Source organism: Nocardia sp. NPDC056000 (assembly GCF_042269265.1).
Classification (GTDB): domain Bacteria; phylum Actinomycetota; class Actinomycetes; order Mycobacteriales; family Mycobacteriaceae; genus Nocardia.
Genome location: NZ_JBHJXS010000001.1, coordinates 790,962 through 809,080, shown reverse-complemented (window position 1 = coordinate 809,080; position 18,119 = coordinate 790,962). Strand labels below are relative to the sequence as shown.

11 protein-coding genes are annotated in these 18,119 nt (G+C 67.0%); 7 read left to right on the top strand and 4 right to left on the bottom strand.

The window, feature by feature from the left end; translation table 11 throughout:
• Positions 1-87: 87 nt before the first annotated feature.
• Complete coding sequence (locus tag ACFC4D_RS03730; protein ID WP_376061637.1) at positions 88-465, bottom strand: hypothetical protein; 378 nt, start codon at positions 463-465, stop codon at positions 88-90.
• A 178-nt stretch (positions 466-643) separates the two neighbouring features.
• Between ACFC4D_RS03730 and ACFC4D_RS03725 the strand changes: the two genes are divergently transcribed.
• The 4 genes from ACFC4D_RS03725 to ACFC4D_RS03710 are packed head-to-tail and all read left to right on the top strand — an operon-like array spanning position 644 to position 10,535.
• Complete coding sequence (locus ACFC4D_RS03725; protein WP_376061636.1) at positions 644-2,149, top strand: cytochrome P450; 1,506 nt, start codon at positions 644-646, stop codon at positions 2,147-2,149.
• A 30-nt stretch (positions 2,150-2,179) separates the two neighbouring features.
• Entirely contained in the window at positions 2,180-2,815 is a 636-nt protein-coding gene (locus ACFC4D_RS03720; RefSeq protein WP_375966819.1) for a GNAT family N-acetyltransferase, read from the top strand.
• Between the two features lie 47 nt (positions 2,816-2,862).
• The gene (locus ACFC4D_RS03715; protein ID WP_376061634.1) at positions 2,863-9,159 is read left to right on the top strand and encodes an SDR family NAD(P)-dependent oxidoreductase; all 6,297 of its coding nucleotides are present in this window, start codon (positions 2,863-2,865) and stop codon (positions 9,157-9,159) included.
• Positions 9,156-10,535 carry an aminotransferase class I/II-fold pyridoxal phosphate-dependent enzyme gene (locus ACFC4D_RS03710; RefSeq protein ID WP_376061633.1) on the top strand — a complete coding sequence of 460 codons (1,380 nt, stop codon included), beginning with the start codon at positions 9,156-9,158 and terminating at the stop codon, positions 10,533-10,535. Before ACFC4D_RS03715 ends, ACFC4D_RS03710 begins: the two co-directional genes overlap by 4 nt.
• A 120-nt stretch (positions 10,536-10,655) precedes the next feature.
• Here the strand turns inward: ACFC4D_RS03710 and ACFC4D_RS03705 are convergent, their stop codons facing one another.
• Complete coding sequence (locus tag ACFC4D_RS03705) at positions 10,656-12,260, bottom strand: FAD-binding protein (RefSeq protein WP_376061631.1); 1,605 nt, start codon at positions 12,258-12,260, stop codon at positions 10,656-10,658.
• A gap of 91 nt (positions 12,261-12,351) precedes the next feature.
• Positions 12,352-12,954, bottom strand: a complete 603-nt coding sequence (locus tag ACFC4D_RS03700; RefSeq protein WP_375966826.1) for a TetR/AcrR family transcriptional regulator — start codon at positions 12,952-12,954, stop codon at positions 12,352-12,354.
• 148 nt (positions 12,955-13,102) lie between these two features.
• Between ACFC4D_RS03700 and ACFC4D_RS03695 the strand changes: the two genes are divergently transcribed.
• The 3 genes from ACFC4D_RS03695 (at position 13,103) to ACFC4D_RS03685 (ending at position 17,642) form a co-directional block, all read left to right on the top strand.
• Positions 13,103-13,954 (top strand): alpha/beta fold hydrolase, encoded by an 852-nt coding sequence (locus ACFC4D_RS03695; RefSeq protein WP_376061629.1) that lies wholly within the window; start codon positions 13,103-13,105, stop codon positions 13,952-13,954.
• Positions 13,951-16,332 carry a beta-glucosidase gene (locus ACFC4D_RS03690; protein ID WP_376061627.1) on the top strand — a complete coding sequence of 794 codons (2,382 nt, stop codon included), beginning with the start codon at positions 13,951-13,953 and terminating at the stop codon, positions 16,330-16,332. The genes ACFC4D_RS03695 and ACFC4D_RS03690 overlap by 4 nt, the downstream gene beginning before the upstream one ends.
• A 71-nt stretch (positions 16,333-16,403) precedes the next feature.
• Positions 16,404-17,642 (top strand): MFS transporter, encoded by a 1,239-nt coding sequence (locus tag ACFC4D_RS03685; RefSeq protein WP_375966830.1) that lies wholly within the window; start codon positions 16,404-16,406, stop codon positions 17,640-17,642.
• 29 nt (positions 17,643-17,671) lie between these two features.
• Here ACFC4D_RS03685 and ACFC4D_RS03680 read toward each other — a convergent pair whose 3' ends face one another.
• On the bottom strand, positions 17,672-18,103 hold the full coding sequence (locus ACFC4D_RS03680; RefSeq protein WP_364633247.1) for a MarR family transcriptional regulator: 432 nt from the start codon (positions 18,101-18,103) through the stop codon (positions 17,672-17,674).
• Positions 18,104-18,119 lie beyond the last annotated feature (16 nt).

The following is an 18,119-nucleotide window of genomic DNA, read 5'->3' as shown; positions in this document are numbered from 1 at the left end:
GATTCACTCCGGGGTTCGGGGCAATAGGGAGCCCGGGGTGATTCCGGGCTCCCGCGACCGCTGTGCGCGGCCGAAATTATATGTGGCTCAGGTGAAGTTCTCGCATTTGGGGACGGCGGGGGAGTAGGAGCCGACATTGGAGCGCGACGTCCAGCCCTTGATGCCCGGGTATGGCGAGAACCAGACCCAATCGGCATTGCCGTTGTTCTCGTGGCAGTAGATCTTGATCTGCGCACCCTTCACCACGGTCGCGCCGGTCTTACCGCAACTGCTGGAATCCCCGTTGTACAGGTTGTAACTGTTGTAAGGGCCTTCCACATAGCCAATTCCGGGCACCTGACTGCCGGTATTGGGACTCCAGTTGCATTGCAGCCGATCCGCATGTGCTGCGGGTGCGCCGATGAGCACTGACAGACAGGTGGATCCGAGGGTCGCGGCGGCGGCCAGCAGGACTCGTACCTTCATGGAAATGCCTTTCGTTCCAGCGCCAAGCGAGCAGTTGCTTGGTGAAGCAGAAACTAGGGTCAACGTCTAAACCTTTTCTAAACGCCAGCTCAGGGGCTCTGCGCGCCTCGCTACTCTTCGGTAGTGTCCGACCGAACCTATTCGGGGAGTAGAACTTTCGAGCGTGGAGAGGTGGCGAATGTCTTCATCCGCCAGGGGTGGCACCGAGCTATATCCGCCGAAATGGCTGCCCGCGCCATTCCGCTGGCATCGGACCCAGGTGTCATGGGGGCAGTCGTGGCGTTTGGCCGGGGCGCTGATCCCGCGCTGGCGCGATCGCACCGTCGTGCACTACATTGCCGCCGAATTACCGGGCCAGGACGATATTCTCATCGCGCGCATGCCACTGCTGAAATACGTGGTGGTGCGCAGTCCGGAACTGGCCCGGCATATTCTGGTCGCGCATCAGGACAACTACGCCAAGAGCGCCGAATACGACATGATGGCGGTGACTTTCGGCCAGGGGCTGGTCACCGATATGGATGAGCAGCGTTACCAGCGCAATCAGCGCGTGGTGCGGCCCATCTTCGCGCGCAGCGCCATCGATCAGTTCGCCGGTCCGATGACCGATGCCGCGCGCGATACCCTGGACTGCATCGCGACCGCGAGTGCGGCCGGTCGGCCGGTGGATATCGGTGCGGAGATGAACCGCCTCATGTTGGATGTGGTGGCGCGCACCATGTTCGGCACCGATCTGTCCGGGCCGATCTCCCAGATCAACCTCACCAACCTGCTGAAATTCTTCGGCGTCGGCTTCGCCTCGGGCGTGAGCCGCCCGTTGCGCAAACTCTCGACCTGGGTGGTCCGGCACACCGAAACCCCTGAGCGGCAAGCGGGTTCGCGCCTGCCCATTCGCGCCATGCGCGCACTGACGTGGTTGTCCGCCCCGCACATCATGCTGGAGCTGCGCGGTATCGAGAAGGCCGTCGACTCGCTGATCGCCGATCATCGCAGCGGCCGCATCGCTCGCAAGGACAATCTGCTGGCCCTGCTGATGGAATCGCGCGATCCGGAGACCGGCTACGGCTACAGCGATGCCGAAATCCATGACGAGCTCATGACTTTCATCGGCGCGGGCATGGAAACCTCCGCGACCGCGCTGACCTGGATGTGGAAGCTGCTGGCCGAACATCCCGAGGTGCGGGCGCGACTGCACGAGGAGTTGGACGGCGTGTTGGCCGGTCGCACCCCGACCGCCGACGATGTCGACAAACTGGTGTGGTGCCGGGCCATCTTCCTCGAGGCCATGCGCATCTATCCGCCGGTCATCGGCCTCACCCGGGTCGCCAAATACGATGACGTGCTTGCGGGCTATCACGTGAAGGCCGGAACCACCGTGGTGGTGAGCCTGCACGGCGTGCACTACAACGAGCGCGTCTGGGACCGGCCGAGCGAGTTCGATCCGACTCGCTATCTGCCGGAGAATATGACCGCCGACCACCGGCAGGCCTCGCTCGCCTTCAGCGCGGGCAAGAGAATCTGCATGGCACAGGGTTTCGCCACCATGGAGGTGGTGCTCGCGCTGGCCACCATTGCCCAGCGCTTCGATCTCGACCTGGCCGTCGACGGTCCGATTCGCCGCCAGATGTCCTTCATCGGCGCACCGGAGCATCCGCTCATGATGCGGGCCGTCCCGCGCGATTGACCGCCCGCCGCTCTCCCGAAGGTGTACTACTTGCCGAAAACATTGCAGCACATCGCCATTCGCCCCGCGACCAAGCGGGATATCCCCGCCATGACCGCGGTGCTGGATCGGGCCTTCAGCGTCGATGATCCGTTCGGGGAGTACATGTTCCCCAATCCGGCCAAGCGCGCCAAATCCCAGCCGCGCCTGACCCGCGCCATGATCCGGCACCAGTACCTGCCCGCGGGCGGTGCGCACGTGGCCACCGTGGACGGCCGGATCGTCGGCGCGATGCTGTGGCAGCCGGCGAACTACCGTTTCGGCGCGCTGCGCTATCTGGCCTCGATCCCGGAGTTCGTGTGGGCCATGGGTTCCGACGGCCCGCGCGTGCTGTCCATGGACGCCACCATCGCGAAAATCGCTCCGGGACTGCCGCATTACTTCGGCGTCACGCTCGGGGTGGACCCGTGGTTCCAGAACACCGGTGTGGGCAAGGCGCTTTCGCTGTTCTGCCTGACCGAGGTGGAACAGGCCGCCGTCCCGCTGCTGGGCCTGTGCAAGGACGACAATGTCGGCTTCTACAGCGCCTTCGGCGGACTGCGGCTCGGGCATATCCGGCTCGGGCGGTCCGGGCCGGAGGTCAACGTCATGATGTGGCTGCCGTCGAGCCTGCGCACTCGGGACTGAAATCGACACGGCGTTTGATCAACACAGCGTTTAAGGAGCGGGCTGACTTGTCGGATATCGCGATCGTCGGCATCGGCTGCCGGTACGCCGGTGGCATCGATTCACCGGAATCGTTCTGGGACTTCATCATCGGCACACAGGACGCGATCACCGAGATACCCGCCGACCGCTGGGACGTGCGCCGCTTCTACGATCCGGATCCACGCGCCCCGGGCCGCATGTACACCCGGCGGGCCGCATTCCTGACCGGTGATCCGTGGGCGTTCGACCCCGATTTCTTCGGTATCTCGCCGCGCGAGGCGACGGCCATGGACCCGCAGCAGCGGCTGATCCTGGAGGTAGCCTGGGAGGCCCTGGACGATGCCGGTGCCGCGCGGCACGCCGCCGGATCCAAGGTGGGTGTCTATATCGGGGCGTTCACCCTCGATCAGCTGGCCGTCGGCTTCACCGGCGCGGCCATCCCGCATGTCGATATGCATTCCTCGGCGGGCACGTCGTACACCATGCTGTCGAACCGAATCTCGTACGCGCTCAACCTCGGCGGGCCGAGCGTCACGGTGGACACCGCATGCTCGTCCTCACTGGTCGCGCTGCACCTGGCCTGTACCGCACTGCGGAACGGCGACTGTGAGACCGCGCTCGCGGGCGGGGTGAACCTCATGCTGCAACCGGGCACCTTCATCTCCATGTGCAAGGGCGGCTTCCTGGCCAAGGACGGGCGCAGCAAATCGTTCGGCGCGTCCGCCGACGGTTACGGCCGCGGTGAGGGTGCGGGCATGGTGCTGCTCAAACGACTCGAGGACGCCGAACGCGATGGCGACCGGGTGTACGCGGTGGTCAAGGCCACCGGATCGAATCAGGACGGGCGCACCACCGCCATCACCGTGCCCAATGCCGACGCACAGGAACAGCTCGCCCGCGAGGTGTGCCGTCGCGCGGGCGTGGAACCGCACGCGGTGACCTATGTCGAGGCGCACGGCACCGGTACCCCGGTCGGAGATCCTTTGGAGCTCAGGGCGATCGGCCGCGCCTACGGTGCCGTCGACGGTCGCGCCGAACCGCTCGGCGTCGGATCGCTCAAGGCCACGCTCGGTCACACCGAGGCAGCGGCGGGCATCGCGAGCGTGATCAAATCCGCACTGGCGGTGCGCAATCGAACACTGCCGCCGCAGGGCTGGCTCGATGACGAGCCCAATCCGGACCTGCGATTGGACGAACTGCGACTCGCGATTCAATCCGAGGCTCGCGAACTCGGCCCGGAGCAGGGCCGGATGACGGTGGCCGTCAACGGTTTCGGTTACGGCGGCACGAACGCGCACGCGATCCTGCAGGAATACCGGCCCGCGCCGGGGCAGTTGCAGCCGATCATCCATCGCGGTGTGCTGCCGCTGTCCGCGCGCAGTGAACGCGCCGTACGCGAGCTCGCGGGCGCGTACGCGGATCTGCTGGCCGGGGGAGCGGATGCGGATCAACTGGCCGCCGCCGCCTGGACCCGGCGGCATCACCACCAGTTCCGCCTGGGTATGCCGTTCGAGTACGCCGACGAATTGCTCGATGAGCTCCGTGATTTCGCGTCCGGACAGGGTCGTGAAGCCATCCGGGTGGTCGGCGGCGACGCTCCGGTCTTCGTATTCACCGGTATGGGGCCGCAGTGGTACGGCATGGGCCGGGAACTGCTCGCCACCGATCCGATATTCGCCGCCGCCGCGCATCAGATCGACGAGACCTTCCACGCGGTGGCGGGCTGGTCCATCATCGACGAATTGGCCAAGCCGGAGGCGGTATCCCGGGTCACCACGACCGAAGTGGCACAGCCCGCCAACTTCCTTGTCCAGGTGGCGCTGTTCGAAACCCTTGCCGCGCAGGGCATCACGCCCTCGGCGGTAGTCGGGCACAGCGTCGGCGAGGTCAGTGCCGCCTATGTCTGCGGCGTGCTGACGCTGCCCGAGGCGGTCACCGTCGCCTACCATCGCGCCCGCCTGCAAGCCCGCACCGCGGGCAGCGGCGGCATGCTCGCCGTGGGTATTTCGGCGGAACAGGCGAGCGAACTGCTGGGCTGGGACACCCGCGTCGATATCGCCGCGGTCAACAGCCCCAGCTCCTGCACGCTGTCCGGGGATGTCGACAGGCTCGACGAGATCGCCGAATCACTCACCGCGCAGGGCATTTTCGCCAAGCGACTACAGGTGGAAGTGCCCTACCACAGTCATCTGATGGACCCGATTCTCGACGAATTGCGCACCGCGCTGGCGGGACTGACCCCGCGCCCGCCGGTGATTCCGCTGTACTCCACCGTGACCGGCGAACGGGTCGCCACGGACCGCTGGGATGCGGAGTACTGGTGCGCCAATGTGCGCGCGGCGGTTCGCTTCGCCGACGCCACCCGCGCGATCATCGCCGATGGCGGACGGGTTTTCATCGAGGTCGGCCCGCATCCGGTGCTGGGTGCGAACATTCGCGAAATCCTGCTGAACACCGGCGATAAGGGCGTCACCGTCGCGACGCTGCATCGCAAGCAATCCGACGGCCTGAGCATGCGCGCCCTCACCGCCGGTCTGTACGCGGCGGGCGCACTCGATATCGACGCCCTCTTCCCGGCCCCGACCGCGCATCTGGACCTGCCGCGCTATCCCTGGCAGCGCGTCCGGTTGCGTTCGGATCTGCCGGTATTCGCCCAGCAGCGCTACGGCACCCCGGGGCTGTACACCATGCTCGGCGATCCGGATCTGGAGACCGAGCGCCGCTGGACCCTCGAACTCGCGGCCAGTGCGCTGCCGTGGCTCGACGATCATGTGGTCGACGGGGTTCGCATCCTGCCCGGCGCCGCCTATCTCGATGCCGCGCTGAGCGCCGCCGCCGTCGAATCCGACCAGGGCATCCCGGCCGTCGAGGAGGTCCGCTTCATCGCCCCGCTGGTGATCGCGGACAGCGATATCCCCGTCATGGAGCTGACGGTCGAGGAATCCACGCGGCGATTCACCATCCGCTCACGCACCGCCACCGGTTCGGACTGGACCGTGCACGCCACCGGACGCCTGGTCGCCGGTGCGTTCGAACCCGGCAAAGTCGAAGTCCCCGAGACCGATTCGATGACCGAGATCGATCCCGTCGACCTGTACGCGGACCTGTCCGCGACCGGTGTCGTACACGGTCCGGCTTTTCAGTTGGTCCGGTGGGCGTGGACGCGGGGCGATACCGTACTGGCGCGCATCGACGCCACCGCCGCCCGCGGGTCCGGGCACCTCGCCCATCCCTGCGTCCTGGACGCCGCCTGGCAGATCGTCTCACTCGGCGATGCGGGTGGCCCCCGGCACGACGGTGCGGTCATTCCGATCGGTGCGGACGCCGTGCGCAGTTTCGCGCCCATGCCCGATACCGTGCTGGTGCTCGCCCGGCTCACCGCCCCGCTGCGCGCCGATGTCACGGTGCTCGATCTGGAACACAATCCGGTCCTGCGGATTTCGGGAGCGCGGTTCCAGGCCGTGCCGTACGGCGGCGGGCTGGCGCGGCGACTCGAGCCGCTGTACTACGAGGAACAGTGGACCCTGCGTGATCCCCTGGACCGCTCGGCCCTCGCGTCGGAGGCGACCGCCCGCACCCTGGTGATCCCGCTGGGCGCGATCACCGGTAACCGCATCGCCCAGATCACCCGTACGCATCCGCGCAGCGCCCTGATCGATTCCAGCGCACCGGATTTCGAACAGAATCTGCTGTTGGAGCTGCGCTTCGCGCACGACAGCGCCGAGGTGGAGCGCATTCACGTATGCTTCGTCGCCGGATCGGACGCCGATCTCGACGCGCTGTGGCTGCTCAGCCGGGCCGCACTGGTGCTGGAAAGCTTCACCGATTCCGTCAATCCCGAACCACTCCCGCTCACCGGTGACGGTTCGATCCACGCCACCCTGGTCACCGAACGCGCCTTCGTCCATCCCGAGGATCCCGCCGCACCCGATCCGGATCACGCCGCCCTGGCCGGTGCGCGCCGGGTACTGCTCAATGAGCAACCACCACTGCGCTGGCGGCTCATCGATATCGATCCGGAGACCACCGCCGACGATTTCCTGGCCGAACTCGGTGTGCCGGGGGCATTCTCGGGCGACTACAGCGATGAAGTGTTCCTGCGCAATGGATTGCGATGGTCCACCGTCGTCACCCGGGCGCTGCCGGATCGGCTCGGCGCACTCGATCACGCCGCACCGCTGACCGATTCCGAGGCCAATTTCGCGCTCGACATTCCACGATCCCGGCTGCTGTCCCAGCTCGGCTGGCGGCGCGCGGAGCGCCGCGCACCCGGTGCGGGTGAGGTCGAAGTGCGCATGGAGGCCATCGGGCTGGGTTTCAAGGATCCGCTCAAGGTGCTCGGCGTACTCGGTGAGACCGAGCTGGCGGCAACGCATTTCGGCACCGCGCCCGGTATGGAGGGCGCGGGCACCGTGGTCCGGGTGGGACCGGGCGAAACCCGTTTCCAGGTCGGTGACCGGGTGGGGCTGGCCTCGCCCGGCATGATCGAGCGGTATCACGTCGCGGATGCCGGGCACGTGGGTGCGGCGGCGGAGACCATTCGCCCGGAACTGTGCACCTCCACCGTCTCCATGGTCACCGCCGAATACGCGCTGCTGGAGCTGGCCCGGGTGCGCGCGGGCGAGACCGTGCTGGTGCACGGTGCGGCCGGTGGCGTCGGCAGCTGCGCCATTCAGGTGGCGAAACTGCACGGCGCGAAGGTGATCGGCGCGGCGAGCACCGCCGAACGCCGCGCATACGTGCTGGAACTGGGTGCGGACGAGGTGCTCGATTCACGTTCGCTCGATTTCGTCGAGGATGTGCTCGCGCTCACCGGCGGGCGCGGCGCGGATATCGTGCTCAGCACCGCACCGGGCGAGATCATTCACCAGAACTTCAGGGCCGTAGCCGAATTCGGGCGGATCGTGGAAATCGGCAAGGCCGATATCTACTCCGGCGGCGTACTGGAACTGCGCAATTTCGATAAGAACGTCTCGTACCACTCCTTCGATCTGGATCGCATGCTCAAACTGCGCCGAGCCGAGGTGATCGGTCGCGTGCAGGCGGTCAACGACAAACTGGCGAGCGGGGTATATCGGCCGCTGCCGTACGAGTCGTACGCCACCGATGCGGTATCGACCGCATTCGAGGAAGCCCTGCGCTCCACGCGAATCGGACGCATCGCATTGCATCTGGGCGGCGAAAATCCCGCTGTGCGACCGCAACCCGCCGAGGTGCGGATCCACCCGGACGGCCGCTATCTGCTCACCGGCGGTTTCGGCGCGTTCGGCCTGGCCACCGGCCGATGGCTGATCGGCCGGGGCGCACGGCGGCTGGTCCTGGTCGGGCGCGGCGGAGCCACGAGCACGGCGGCACAGCGACAGCTGGCGACCTGGCGGGCCGAGGGCATCGAAGTCATCGAGGAACGCGCCGATATCACCGATCCCGACGCGATCGCAGCGCTGGTGAATCGCGTTCATACCGTGGACCATCCGCTGCGCGGTGTCATTCACGCCGCCGGCGTCCTCGACGATCAGCGCATCACCACCATGGACCGGGACAGTCTCACGGCCGTCTTCCGGCCGAAGCTGGCGGGCGCGCGAGCGCTGTACGCCGCGCTCAGCGCCGCCGAGGTCGAGCTGGATATGTTCGTGCTGTACTCCTCGGGCAGCGCCATCATGGGCGGCATCGGCCAATACTCGTACACCGCGGCCAATCTCGCGTTGCAGGCGTTCACCGAACAGCTCGCCCGGCGCGGTGAGCGGGTGCTGTGCATCGGCTGGGGCGCGATGTCCGGCGGCGGCATGGTCGATGCCGATGAGAATGTGCAGCGCTATCTGCGCATTGCCGGATTCGAGGCCATCGATATGGACGAGGGGACCGAATACCTCGGCGAGGCACTGCGATTGGGCATCCGGCAGGCCGCCATCATCCCCGTCGAATGGGGCAAGGTGGTGCTGGCCGCACCACAGCTGGCCTATACCGCGCGGGTCGCCGATCTGATCGCGGCGGCGTCGGAGGACAATTCGGCGGCCGCCAAACTGCGCGGCCAGATCAACGCGCTCGAGGAAGCCCAGCGCGCTACCGTCGTCGGTTATCTGCTCGCCGAACAGCTGGCCGAGGTCATGGGGGTGGCGGCCGATGCCATCGATCTGGATATCCCGCTGCCCGAACTGGGCCTGGATTCGCTCATGGCCGTGGAATTCGGTGCGCTGGTGACCAAGACGCTCGGCATCGAGATGAACAGCATGCAGCTGGGCCGGTCGTTCAGTCTCGCGCAGGCGGGGGCGCGCATCGCCGATATCATCGTCGGCTCGGGTACGCCGGAGGTGCAGCCCGCATGACCACCGATGAACGCGATATCGCCCGCCGCCTGCTGGCGGGCACACCCGCGCTGGGCGGGCCGCGCCCGCAGGTGATTCCGGCTGCCCGGCGCGGCCCGGGTAAGCAGTTCGCCGACCACCCCGGTGTGGTCGACGCGTTGGCGAAACAGGCGGCGATCCAGGAACTGGTCGACCTGACCGGCCTGCCGCATCCGCTGTTCCTGTCCCCGGAAGGACCCAATGGGGCCCTGATCCGTTCGGGTGGCAGGGAACTGGTGAATTTCAGCTCCTACAACTATCTGGAGCTGGCGCAGCATCCGCGCGTCATCGCCGCCGCCAACGCGGCGGCGGAGCGCTACGGCACCTCCGCGTCCGCGACCCGCATCGTGACCGGTGAGATCCCGCTCTACGCCGAACTCGAGCAGCGCCTCGCCGGGATCTACCAGGCGGGTGCGGCACTGGTCACCTCCAGCGGCTTCCTCACCAATGCCGCCGTCATCGGCTTCCTGCTGACCGAAGGCGATGTGGCGGTGTGTGATTCGCTCGCGCACGCGAGCCTGGTGGCGGGCGCGCAATGGTCCGGTTGCCGCCGCGTGGCCTTCCGGCACAATGATCCCGCTGCCCTGCAAGCACTGCTGCGCGCCTCCCGGCACCAGTTCGATCGCGCCCTGGTGATCATCGAGGGGCACTACAGCATGGACGGCGACCTCGGTCGCATCGCCGAATTGGCCACGGTCGCAAGGCAGTACGATTGCGCCGTACTCGTGGACGAAGCACACGCCCTGGGCGTGCTCGGACCGAACGGCCTTGGCAGCCGCGAACACTTCGGCCTGCCGGGCGATCTCGTCGATATCTGGGCGGGCAGCCTGTCCAAGGCCATGGGCAGTACCGGCGGTTTCATCGCCGGAGACGCGGACCTGGTGCGCGCCATCAAATACGCCGCACCCGGAATGGCGCTGTACACCGCCGGGCCGTCACCCTCGAATGTGGCGGCGGTACTGGCCGGACTGGATGTACTCGCCGATGAACCCGAGCGGCTGACCCGGCTGTGGTCGAACGCCGAGCTGTTCAGCACCGCGCTGCGCGAGCGCGGTATGAATCTCGCCGACTCCCAATCCACCCCGATCGTGCCGGTGATCGTCCCCGGCGAAGTCCGGGCGGGTTACGCCGCCGCGGCCATGCTGCAACGCGGGTTCAATGCCGGAGCCATTCTGGCCCCGGTGATTCCGGCCGGGACCGAACGCCTGCGCTTCTTCCTCACCAGTGAGCACACCGAACGGCAATTGCTCGACACCGTCGACAACCTTGCCGAAGTCCTGGAGTTCGTCGATCGGATCCCGGACTGGTCCATCGATTCAGGCTTACCGCTGCCACCCGGCGACCCGGATCGCCGATGACTGCTCCCGGCGGCAACGCCGACGCCGCGGGTGAGCATCCCGACGCCGCAGGCGAAGCCGACGCCGAATGCGGCAATCCCGAAGGCCCGCACGACAATCGAGGTGCGGGCCCCGCGGATGTCAGGCCGCGTTGCTCACCCGCACACTGTGTGCGCCCGCACGGCGTCCGGAGAACACACAATCGGCCAGTGACAGCCCGCTCACATACGAATTGGAACAGACGCCCACCGCCGCCCGACCCGCCGCGAACAGGCCGGGAATAGTGCCGCCGTCCTGATCGCGGACCGCGCCGGTGTCCTCATCCACCAGCAGGCCGCCCAGGGTGAGCATCGGCATCGGGTAGGTCAGCCGTGCCTTGAACGAAATATCCAGCAGGGCATACGGTCCCGTGCGAATCGGCCGCCGGATATCGGCCGGCTTGCCCATCGGATCGGGCAGCTTCTGCTCGATGGCGCGATTATGCGCGTCCACGGTCTTGCGCAGCGCGGCCGGTTCGATACCGGCGCGGGCGGCCACCTCCTCGATGGACCGGCCGGTGGTGTGCCCGACCCGCATGAGCCGCTCGGTCTGCATGCGCTGGAACCACACCGACTGGCCGCCGAGCTGCTGCCGCGATTCGGCCATCAGTTCCGCGTCGACCAGCAGCCACGCCCGATTGCCCGGGCTGGTGGCGATGGCCGCGCCCATGGCCGCACCGTAGCGGGATTCGTCGATCATGCGCTGCCCGTTGGCATCCACCGCGATCGAGCCGAAGAACGCGCTCGGCGGCGCGATGAACCGCCAGGTCGAAATGGCGTCCATCTTGCCGGTGGCCGCGCCCACCGCCTGCGCCATCGCGATACCGCTGCCGTCGTCACCCGCGGTGCCCAGCGGAAGTCCTTCGGCCCAAGGGTAATTCGGCGCGTGCTGCCCGACCATCTCGCCATTGGCGATGAAACCACCGGTGGTGAGAATGACACCCGAGCGCGCCTGAATGCGCACCCGCACTCCATACCGCTGTTCGATGCGGTCCATGAGTTTGCCCACCGCCGCGCGCAGACCCGGGTGGTACACACCGGGTTTCGCCGAAATGCGCGCCAGTGCCGCGAACCTGCGCCGCACCTTCACCGGTGCGTCGATCAGCGTGATCGCCTCGATCCCGGTGACGCGGCCGTCCTCGATCACGAGTCCCGTTGCCCTGGTACCGGTTTGCACCCGCACGCCGTGCTTATGCGCCGATGCCGCCAGCGGGCCGAACAGCTTCTTGCCCGAGACGCCGCGCCCGTGCGCGCGATGCCCGCGCTGCGCCGGAGTCGCCAATTCCCGGAAGCCACCGGAGTTCTCACTGCCGGAGTAGTACAGGTAATGGTCATCGGTCGGGTACGAGGTCTTGTACGGGCACAGCGACGGCTGGAACGGCACCCCGTGCGAGCTGAGCCAATCGATCATGGCGGCCGAACCCTCGCAGAACCGCCGCAGCGTCTGTTCGCTCACCGCATCGCCGACCTCGGCGCGCAGGTAGGCCAGCATATTGTCGACGTCATCGCTGACCCCGGCCGCGCGCTGCACCCAGGTGCCGCCGCCCGCGTACACGATGCCGCCGGACAGCGCGGTCGCGCCGCCCCCGATGAACCGATCGACGGCCAATACGTCCGCGCCGGACTCCCGTGCGGCCAGCGCCGCGGAAACCCCCGCGCCGCCGTATCCGACGACAACGATATCGGCCGAAGAATCCCAGGTCCGCACCGTCGCGACCACCTTCCCGAATGGAAATGCCGGCGTCCCATGCCGAGCGAGATGAACTATAACGTGTTCTAGTTCACCAGGCCATTCGCGTTCAGGCCGAGAGTTGCGCGGTGAGCCCGTCGATATAGGCGCGGAAGAGTTCGGCCATATTCACCCGCTCCGGGTCCAGCAGCCATTGCAATTGCAGACCGTCCATCATGGCCGTGATCTGGCACGCGATGGCGGCGGTATCGATATCGGAGCGCAGGGTGCCATCGGCGATGCCGCCGTCGAGCGCGCCCGCGAGGTAGGTCTCGAGCACCCGATAGCGATTGACCACCCAGTCGCGGGCCGGATGGTCGACGGTGACCGCCTCGCTCGTGACCACGGTGAACAGCTGCACCAATCCGGGCACGTGCATATTGTGCTCGACGAGCCGAACCAATTGTCCCAGTGCGTCTTTGCCGCGCAATTGCAGGTTCATGCCGAGTCGATCGGTATCGAGTCGATCGCGATATTCCAGCACCGCGGCCAGTAGTGCGGCCTTGTTCGGGAAGTAGTGCAGCAGCCCGGGCTGGGAGAGCCCGCAGCGCTCGGCGATATCGGCGATCGAGGAGTTGCGATAGCCGTTCTCGGCGAAGCTCTTCAGGGCCTGATCGATGATCTGCTCGCGGCGGTCGTCGCCCCGTCTCCGGCGTTGGGGGTGCGGCGTCATGTGCTGGGACAGTAGTCGCATTGCCGGGACCTGCAAAAACAGCTCAAGATAACAAAGATATAACGGAACCGAGTGACCACTCGGTAAACTGGATTCGCACTGGCACACTCGTGTCAGCCGTACAGGGACGTGCGAGGAAGGACAGCCGATGAGTCAGGGCGCGCAGGCACCGATCGAAACCATCACGCTGCGAGGCGGTGCGGGCACGCTCGCCGGATGGGAGGCGGGTCCGCCGCCCGGTGTTCCGCACCACGGCACCGTCGTGCTGGTACCGGGCTTCACCGGTTCGAAGGAAGACTTCGAATTCATGCTGCCGCTGCTGGCCGAGGCCGGATATCGCGCGGTCGCCTATGACCAGCGCGGGCAATATCAGTCCGAGGGACCGGACGATATCTCCGGTTACGCCATGTCCGATTTCGTGGCGGATCTGCACGGGGTCATCGATCAGATCTCTCCGGACGCGCCGGTGCATCTGGTCGGGCATTCCTTCGGCGGTTACGTCTCGCGCATCGCGGTCATCGAAACACCCGCGCGCTTCCGCAGTTTCACCCTGTTGGCCTCGGGACCCTCGTCGGTCGAGGACATCAATTTCCCGCCGCCGCAACTGGTCGCGCAAATGATCGAAACGGCCGGGCAGGAAGCCATCTTCCAGCAGATGAGCGCCGCCATGACCGCCGCCGGGCAGACCATCGATCCGGCGCGAATGGAATTCCTGCACAACCGGATTCTGGAAACCAAGAAGGCCAATATCCTCGGCATTCTCAAGGCCATGGAGGTGCCGCCGCTCGCCGATCCGGACGCGCTGCGCGATGCCGGGGTGCCGCTGCTGGTGGCCTATGGCGACACGAACGATCTCTGGGACCCCAGCGTCCACGAGAAGTTCGCCGCGCGGTTGCAGGCTAGGACCGCGGTGTATCGCGGTTCCGGGCATGTGCCCAATGAGGATGTCCCCGCAGAGGTATCGGCGGATCTGGTGAACTTCTGGGAGGAACTGGCATGAGCGAGATCGACGACCTACTGGCCAAGCTCGACCTGGAGGCGAAAGTCCGGCTCGTATCGGGCTCGGGCGTCTTCCGGTTCGCGGGCGATGCGAGCATCGGCCTGGACGAGATGCCGGTCTCGGACGGCCCGTCCGGGGTGCGCGGGGAACTCTGGGATGAGCGCGATCCCTCGGTGAGCCTGCCGTCCGGCACCGCGTTGGCTGCCACCTGGGATCGCGAACTGCTCGCCGAGATCGGCGCGCTCATCGCCGCCGAGGCGCGCCGCAAGAATGTGTACGCGGTGCTCGGACCCACCATCAATCTGCACCGATCTCCCCTGGGCGGCAGGCATTTCGAATGCTTCTCCGAGGATCCGGTGCTCACCGGCGAGATCGCGGCCGCCTATGTGAGCGCGGTGCAGGCGCACGGCGTGAGCGCGTGCCCCAAGCATTACGTGGCCAATGACTCCGAGACCGAACGCTTCACCACCGATGTCATCGCCGATGACCGCACCCTGCGCGAGCTGTACCTGTATCCGTTCGAGCGCTCGGTGCGCGCGGGCGCGTGGATGATCATGGACGCCTACAACTCGGTCAACGGCACCACCATGACCGAGAACGCATTGCTGGACGAGCCTTTGAAGGGTGAATGGGGTTTCGACGGCGTCGTGGTCTCGGACTGGACCGCCGTGCGCAGCACCGACGGTGCCGCGAAGGGCACCGATATCGCCATGCCCGGACCGTGGGAGCTGTGGGGCGCGCCGCTGGTCGAGGCGGTGCGCAAGGGCGAGGTGCCCGAGGCCGCCATCGACGAAAAGGTGCGCCGCATACTGCGTTTCGCCATTCGGGTGGGCGCGCTGAACGGGACGCCGTTGCAGCCGCCGGCATTCACCGATGAATCCGCGCAGGCGCTGGTGCGCGCGGCCGCCGCCAAAGCCATGGTGCTCGCCGCCAATGACGGGACGCTGCCCCTGGACAAGCCCGCTCGGGTGGCGCTGCTCGGTGCGGCCGCCGCCGAGCCCCGTTTCATGGGCGGTGGCAGCGCGACTGTCATTCCGGGGCATACGACTTCGCCGCTGGACGGGCTGTCCGCCGTGCTGCCGGTCGAGTACACGCCCGGCGTGCACCTCAACGATCACATGATCCCGGTGCCCCTGGATCTGGTCACCGACCCGGAGACCGGCACCCCCGGCCTGTCCCTGCGCTACCTCGACGGCGACAAGATTCTCGATACCGAACACCGCACCGCCGGTGGCCTCATGCTGTTCGGCAATCCGAATGCCATGGCCGCCAAGTCTTTCGAACTGCGCGGCAAGCTGCGCGTGGATTCGGCGGGGGAGTGGCGCATCGGCTTCGCCGGTGTGGGCGCGCTGCGCCTGGAGATCGATGGCGAGACCGTGCTCACCGATACCGTCATGCCCGACGGCACCGATCCCGTGGAAATGCTGCTGAATCCGCCGCAGCGCTTCGTGACTCGTGAACTGGCCGAGGGCGATGAACTCGAGGTGCTCGTCGAGCTCGCACCGGTGCCCGCCGCCGGATTGCCCGCCCTCGGCCTGACCTTCGCGGTCGGCCGCCCGCGCCGCGCCGCCGATGCGGAGTTCGCCGCCGCGGTGGAATTGGCGCGCACCTGCGAGGTCGCCGTCGTGGTGGTCGGCACCACCGAGCAGATCGAATCCGAGGGTTTCGACCGCAAGGATCTGCGCCTGCCCGGCCGCCAGGACGAATTGGTCGCGGCGGTCGCGGCGGTCAATCCGCGCACCATCGTGGTGGTGAATTCCGGTGCGCCCGTGGAGATGCCGTGGCGCGATGACGTCGCGGCGGTACTGCTGAGCTGGTTCCCCGGCCAGGAATTCGGCTCCGCGCTCGCCGATGTGCTCACCGGCGCGGCCGAACCCGGTGGCCGCCTGCCCACCACCTGGCCCAAGGTCATGGCCGATGTGCCGGTGCTGGACACCGCGCCCGACGCCACCGATCATTCGCTGCGGTACGACGAGGGCATTCACATCGGCTACCGCGCCTGGCTGAAATCCGGCGTGGCCCCGGCCTATCCATTCGGCCATGGCCTCGGCTACACGAACTGGGAACTGTCCGACCTCTCCGTGAGTGGTCGCACCGCCACCGTCACCGTGCGCAATACCGGCGCACGGCGCGGCCGCCAAGTGGTGCAGGCCTACCTGTCCCGCGAGGACAGCGCCGTCGACCGCCCGGTGCGCTGGCTCTCCGCCTTCGCCGCGGTGGAAGCCGATGCCGGTGAAACCGTCACCGCCACCGTCGAACTGCCCCGCCGCTCCTTCGAACACTGGACCGCCAAGGGCTGGGCCGTCGAACCCGGCGCCTTCACCCTGCACATCGGCACCTCGGTGACGGACCTACCGCTCACCGCCGGCATCAGCTGACCGATCCGATCACGGCCCCCGTCATCCCGGCGATGGCGGGGGCCTTCGTCTCTCACGCAATGGGATTCACCGTGGCACACTCCGAGGCTGACTCGACCGTCGGCGAGAACGATTCCGCCGCAAGCACTCCCCGGGGCTTGCTACCGCTGCTGTTCGTCGGCAATGCGGCGATGTACGCGCTGTACATCGGTGTCGGCAGCGTGCTGCTGCCGTTGCAGATCGAACATATCGATCCCGCGAACAAGGTCGCCAATCTCGGGTTGGTGGGCGGTATCGCGGCTATTTTCGCCACGGTGTTCAATCCGGTGGCGGGTGCGCTGTCGGATCGATCGGGGCGGCGCAATCCGTGGATTCTCGGCGGTGGTATCGCGGCGATCGCGGCTATGGGATTGCTCGGCAGTGTGAATACCGTGCTGCTGGTGGCGATCGGGTGGTGCACCGGGCAGGCGGTGATGAATATCTATCAGGCCGCCATCACCTCGGTGGTGCCCGATCGGGTGCCGTTCGCGCGGCGCGGAATCGCTTCGGCCGCAGTCGGTCTCGGGCTGCCGATCGGATCGGTCATCGGCGTGCTGCTGGCCTCCGGGTTCTCCGACCACTATCGCACCGGATATCTCGTACTGGGCGCGCTGGTGGCGCTGGCGGCCGTGGTGTTCACCGCCGGTACGCGCGAGGAGCGCATGCCGCCGAAACAGCCTGCCCCGCTACGGGATCAGATCGCCGCGTTCCTGAGTGTGCTGCGCGAGCACGATTTCCGCTGGGCCTTCATCGGCCGGGCACTGCTGGTGCTCGGTTACTTCGCCGTTGTCGGCTATCAGCTCTACATTCTCCAGGATCACATCAGCCTGCCCGGCGATCTGAAACCCGAGGACGCGGTCGCCATCCTGACACCCATTTCGGCTGTGGGAATGACACTTTCGACCGTGGTGGGCGGTGTGCTCTCGGATCGGCTGAACCGGCGCAAACTCTTCGTCGGCGTATCCGCCGGGCTCGCGGCCGCCGCACAGCTCATCCCCGTCCTCACCCCGACCTGGCCCGGCATGATCGCCTTCGCCGCGGTGAACGGCGTCGCCTTCGGCTGTTTCATGGCCGTGGACACCGCACTGGTCACGATGGTGCTGCCCAAGGCCGAGGACGCCGCCCGAGATATGGGCGTGCTGAATATCGCCAACGCGGGTCCGCAGATTCTCGGACCCTTCGTTGCCTCGGCCGTGGTGAGCCTGGGCGGTTACACCCCGCTGTTCCTGTTCGGCGGCCTGCTCTCCGTGCTGGGGGCGCTCGCTGTCGCCCCGATCCGCTCGGTTCGCTGAATCGCCTTCCGTGCCGACGATGCTGGTCGTCAGCGGCAGGCTTCGCTGATTCCCGTGAACCAATCCCGCACGGTCTCACGCTGTTTCGGCGTCATCGCGGCTTCCAATTCGGCTTCCCGCCGCGCCACCGCCACCCGGGCCGCCGCCAGCCGTTCGCGCCCGGCCTCGGTGATGTGGATCTGATGCGTGCGCCGATCCGTCGGATGCGGTGATCGCTCGATCAGCCCCTCGGACTCCAGGCCCGAGATCATCTCGTTGGCCGCCTGCCGGGTGCTCGCCACCTCCCGGGCGATATCGGCCACCGACATTCCGGGATGCGATCCGGTCATCATGAGCGTGGCGTATTGCGAGGTCGTAAGCCCGAAAGCCTTGAGTTCCTCACCGATTGCCGCCCGCATGGTCAGCCAGACCTTGCGGACCATGAAGGTCAGATAACCGCCCTCGCCGCCGGAGGAACCCACAGCAGACACCCTTCCC

Coding starts and splice junctions, on each gene's coding strand:
- ACFC4D_RS03730 (WP_376061637.1), bottom strand. CDS start 465: ATGAAGGTACGAGTCCTGCTGGCCGCCGCCGCGACCCTCGGATCCACC.
- ACFC4D_RS03725 (WP_376061636.1), top strand. CDS start 644: ATGTCTTCATCCGCCAGGGGTGGCACCGAGCTATATCCGCCGAAATGG.
- ACFC4D_RS03710 (WP_376061633.1), top strand. CDS start 9,156: ATGACCACCGATGAACGCGATATCGCCCGCCGCCTGCTGGCGGGCACA.
- ACFC4D_RS03700 (WP_375966826.1), bottom strand. CDS start 12,954: ATGACGCCGCACCCCCAACGCCGGAGACGGGGCGACGACCGCCGCGAG.
- ACFC4D_RS03695 (WP_376061629.1), top strand. CDS start 13,103: ATGAGTCAGGGCGCGCAGGCACCGATCGAAACCATCACGCTGCGAGGC.
- ACFC4D_RS03690 (WP_376061627.1), top strand. CDS start 13,951: ATGAGCGAGATCGACGACCTACTGGCCAAGCTCGACCTGGAGGCGAAA.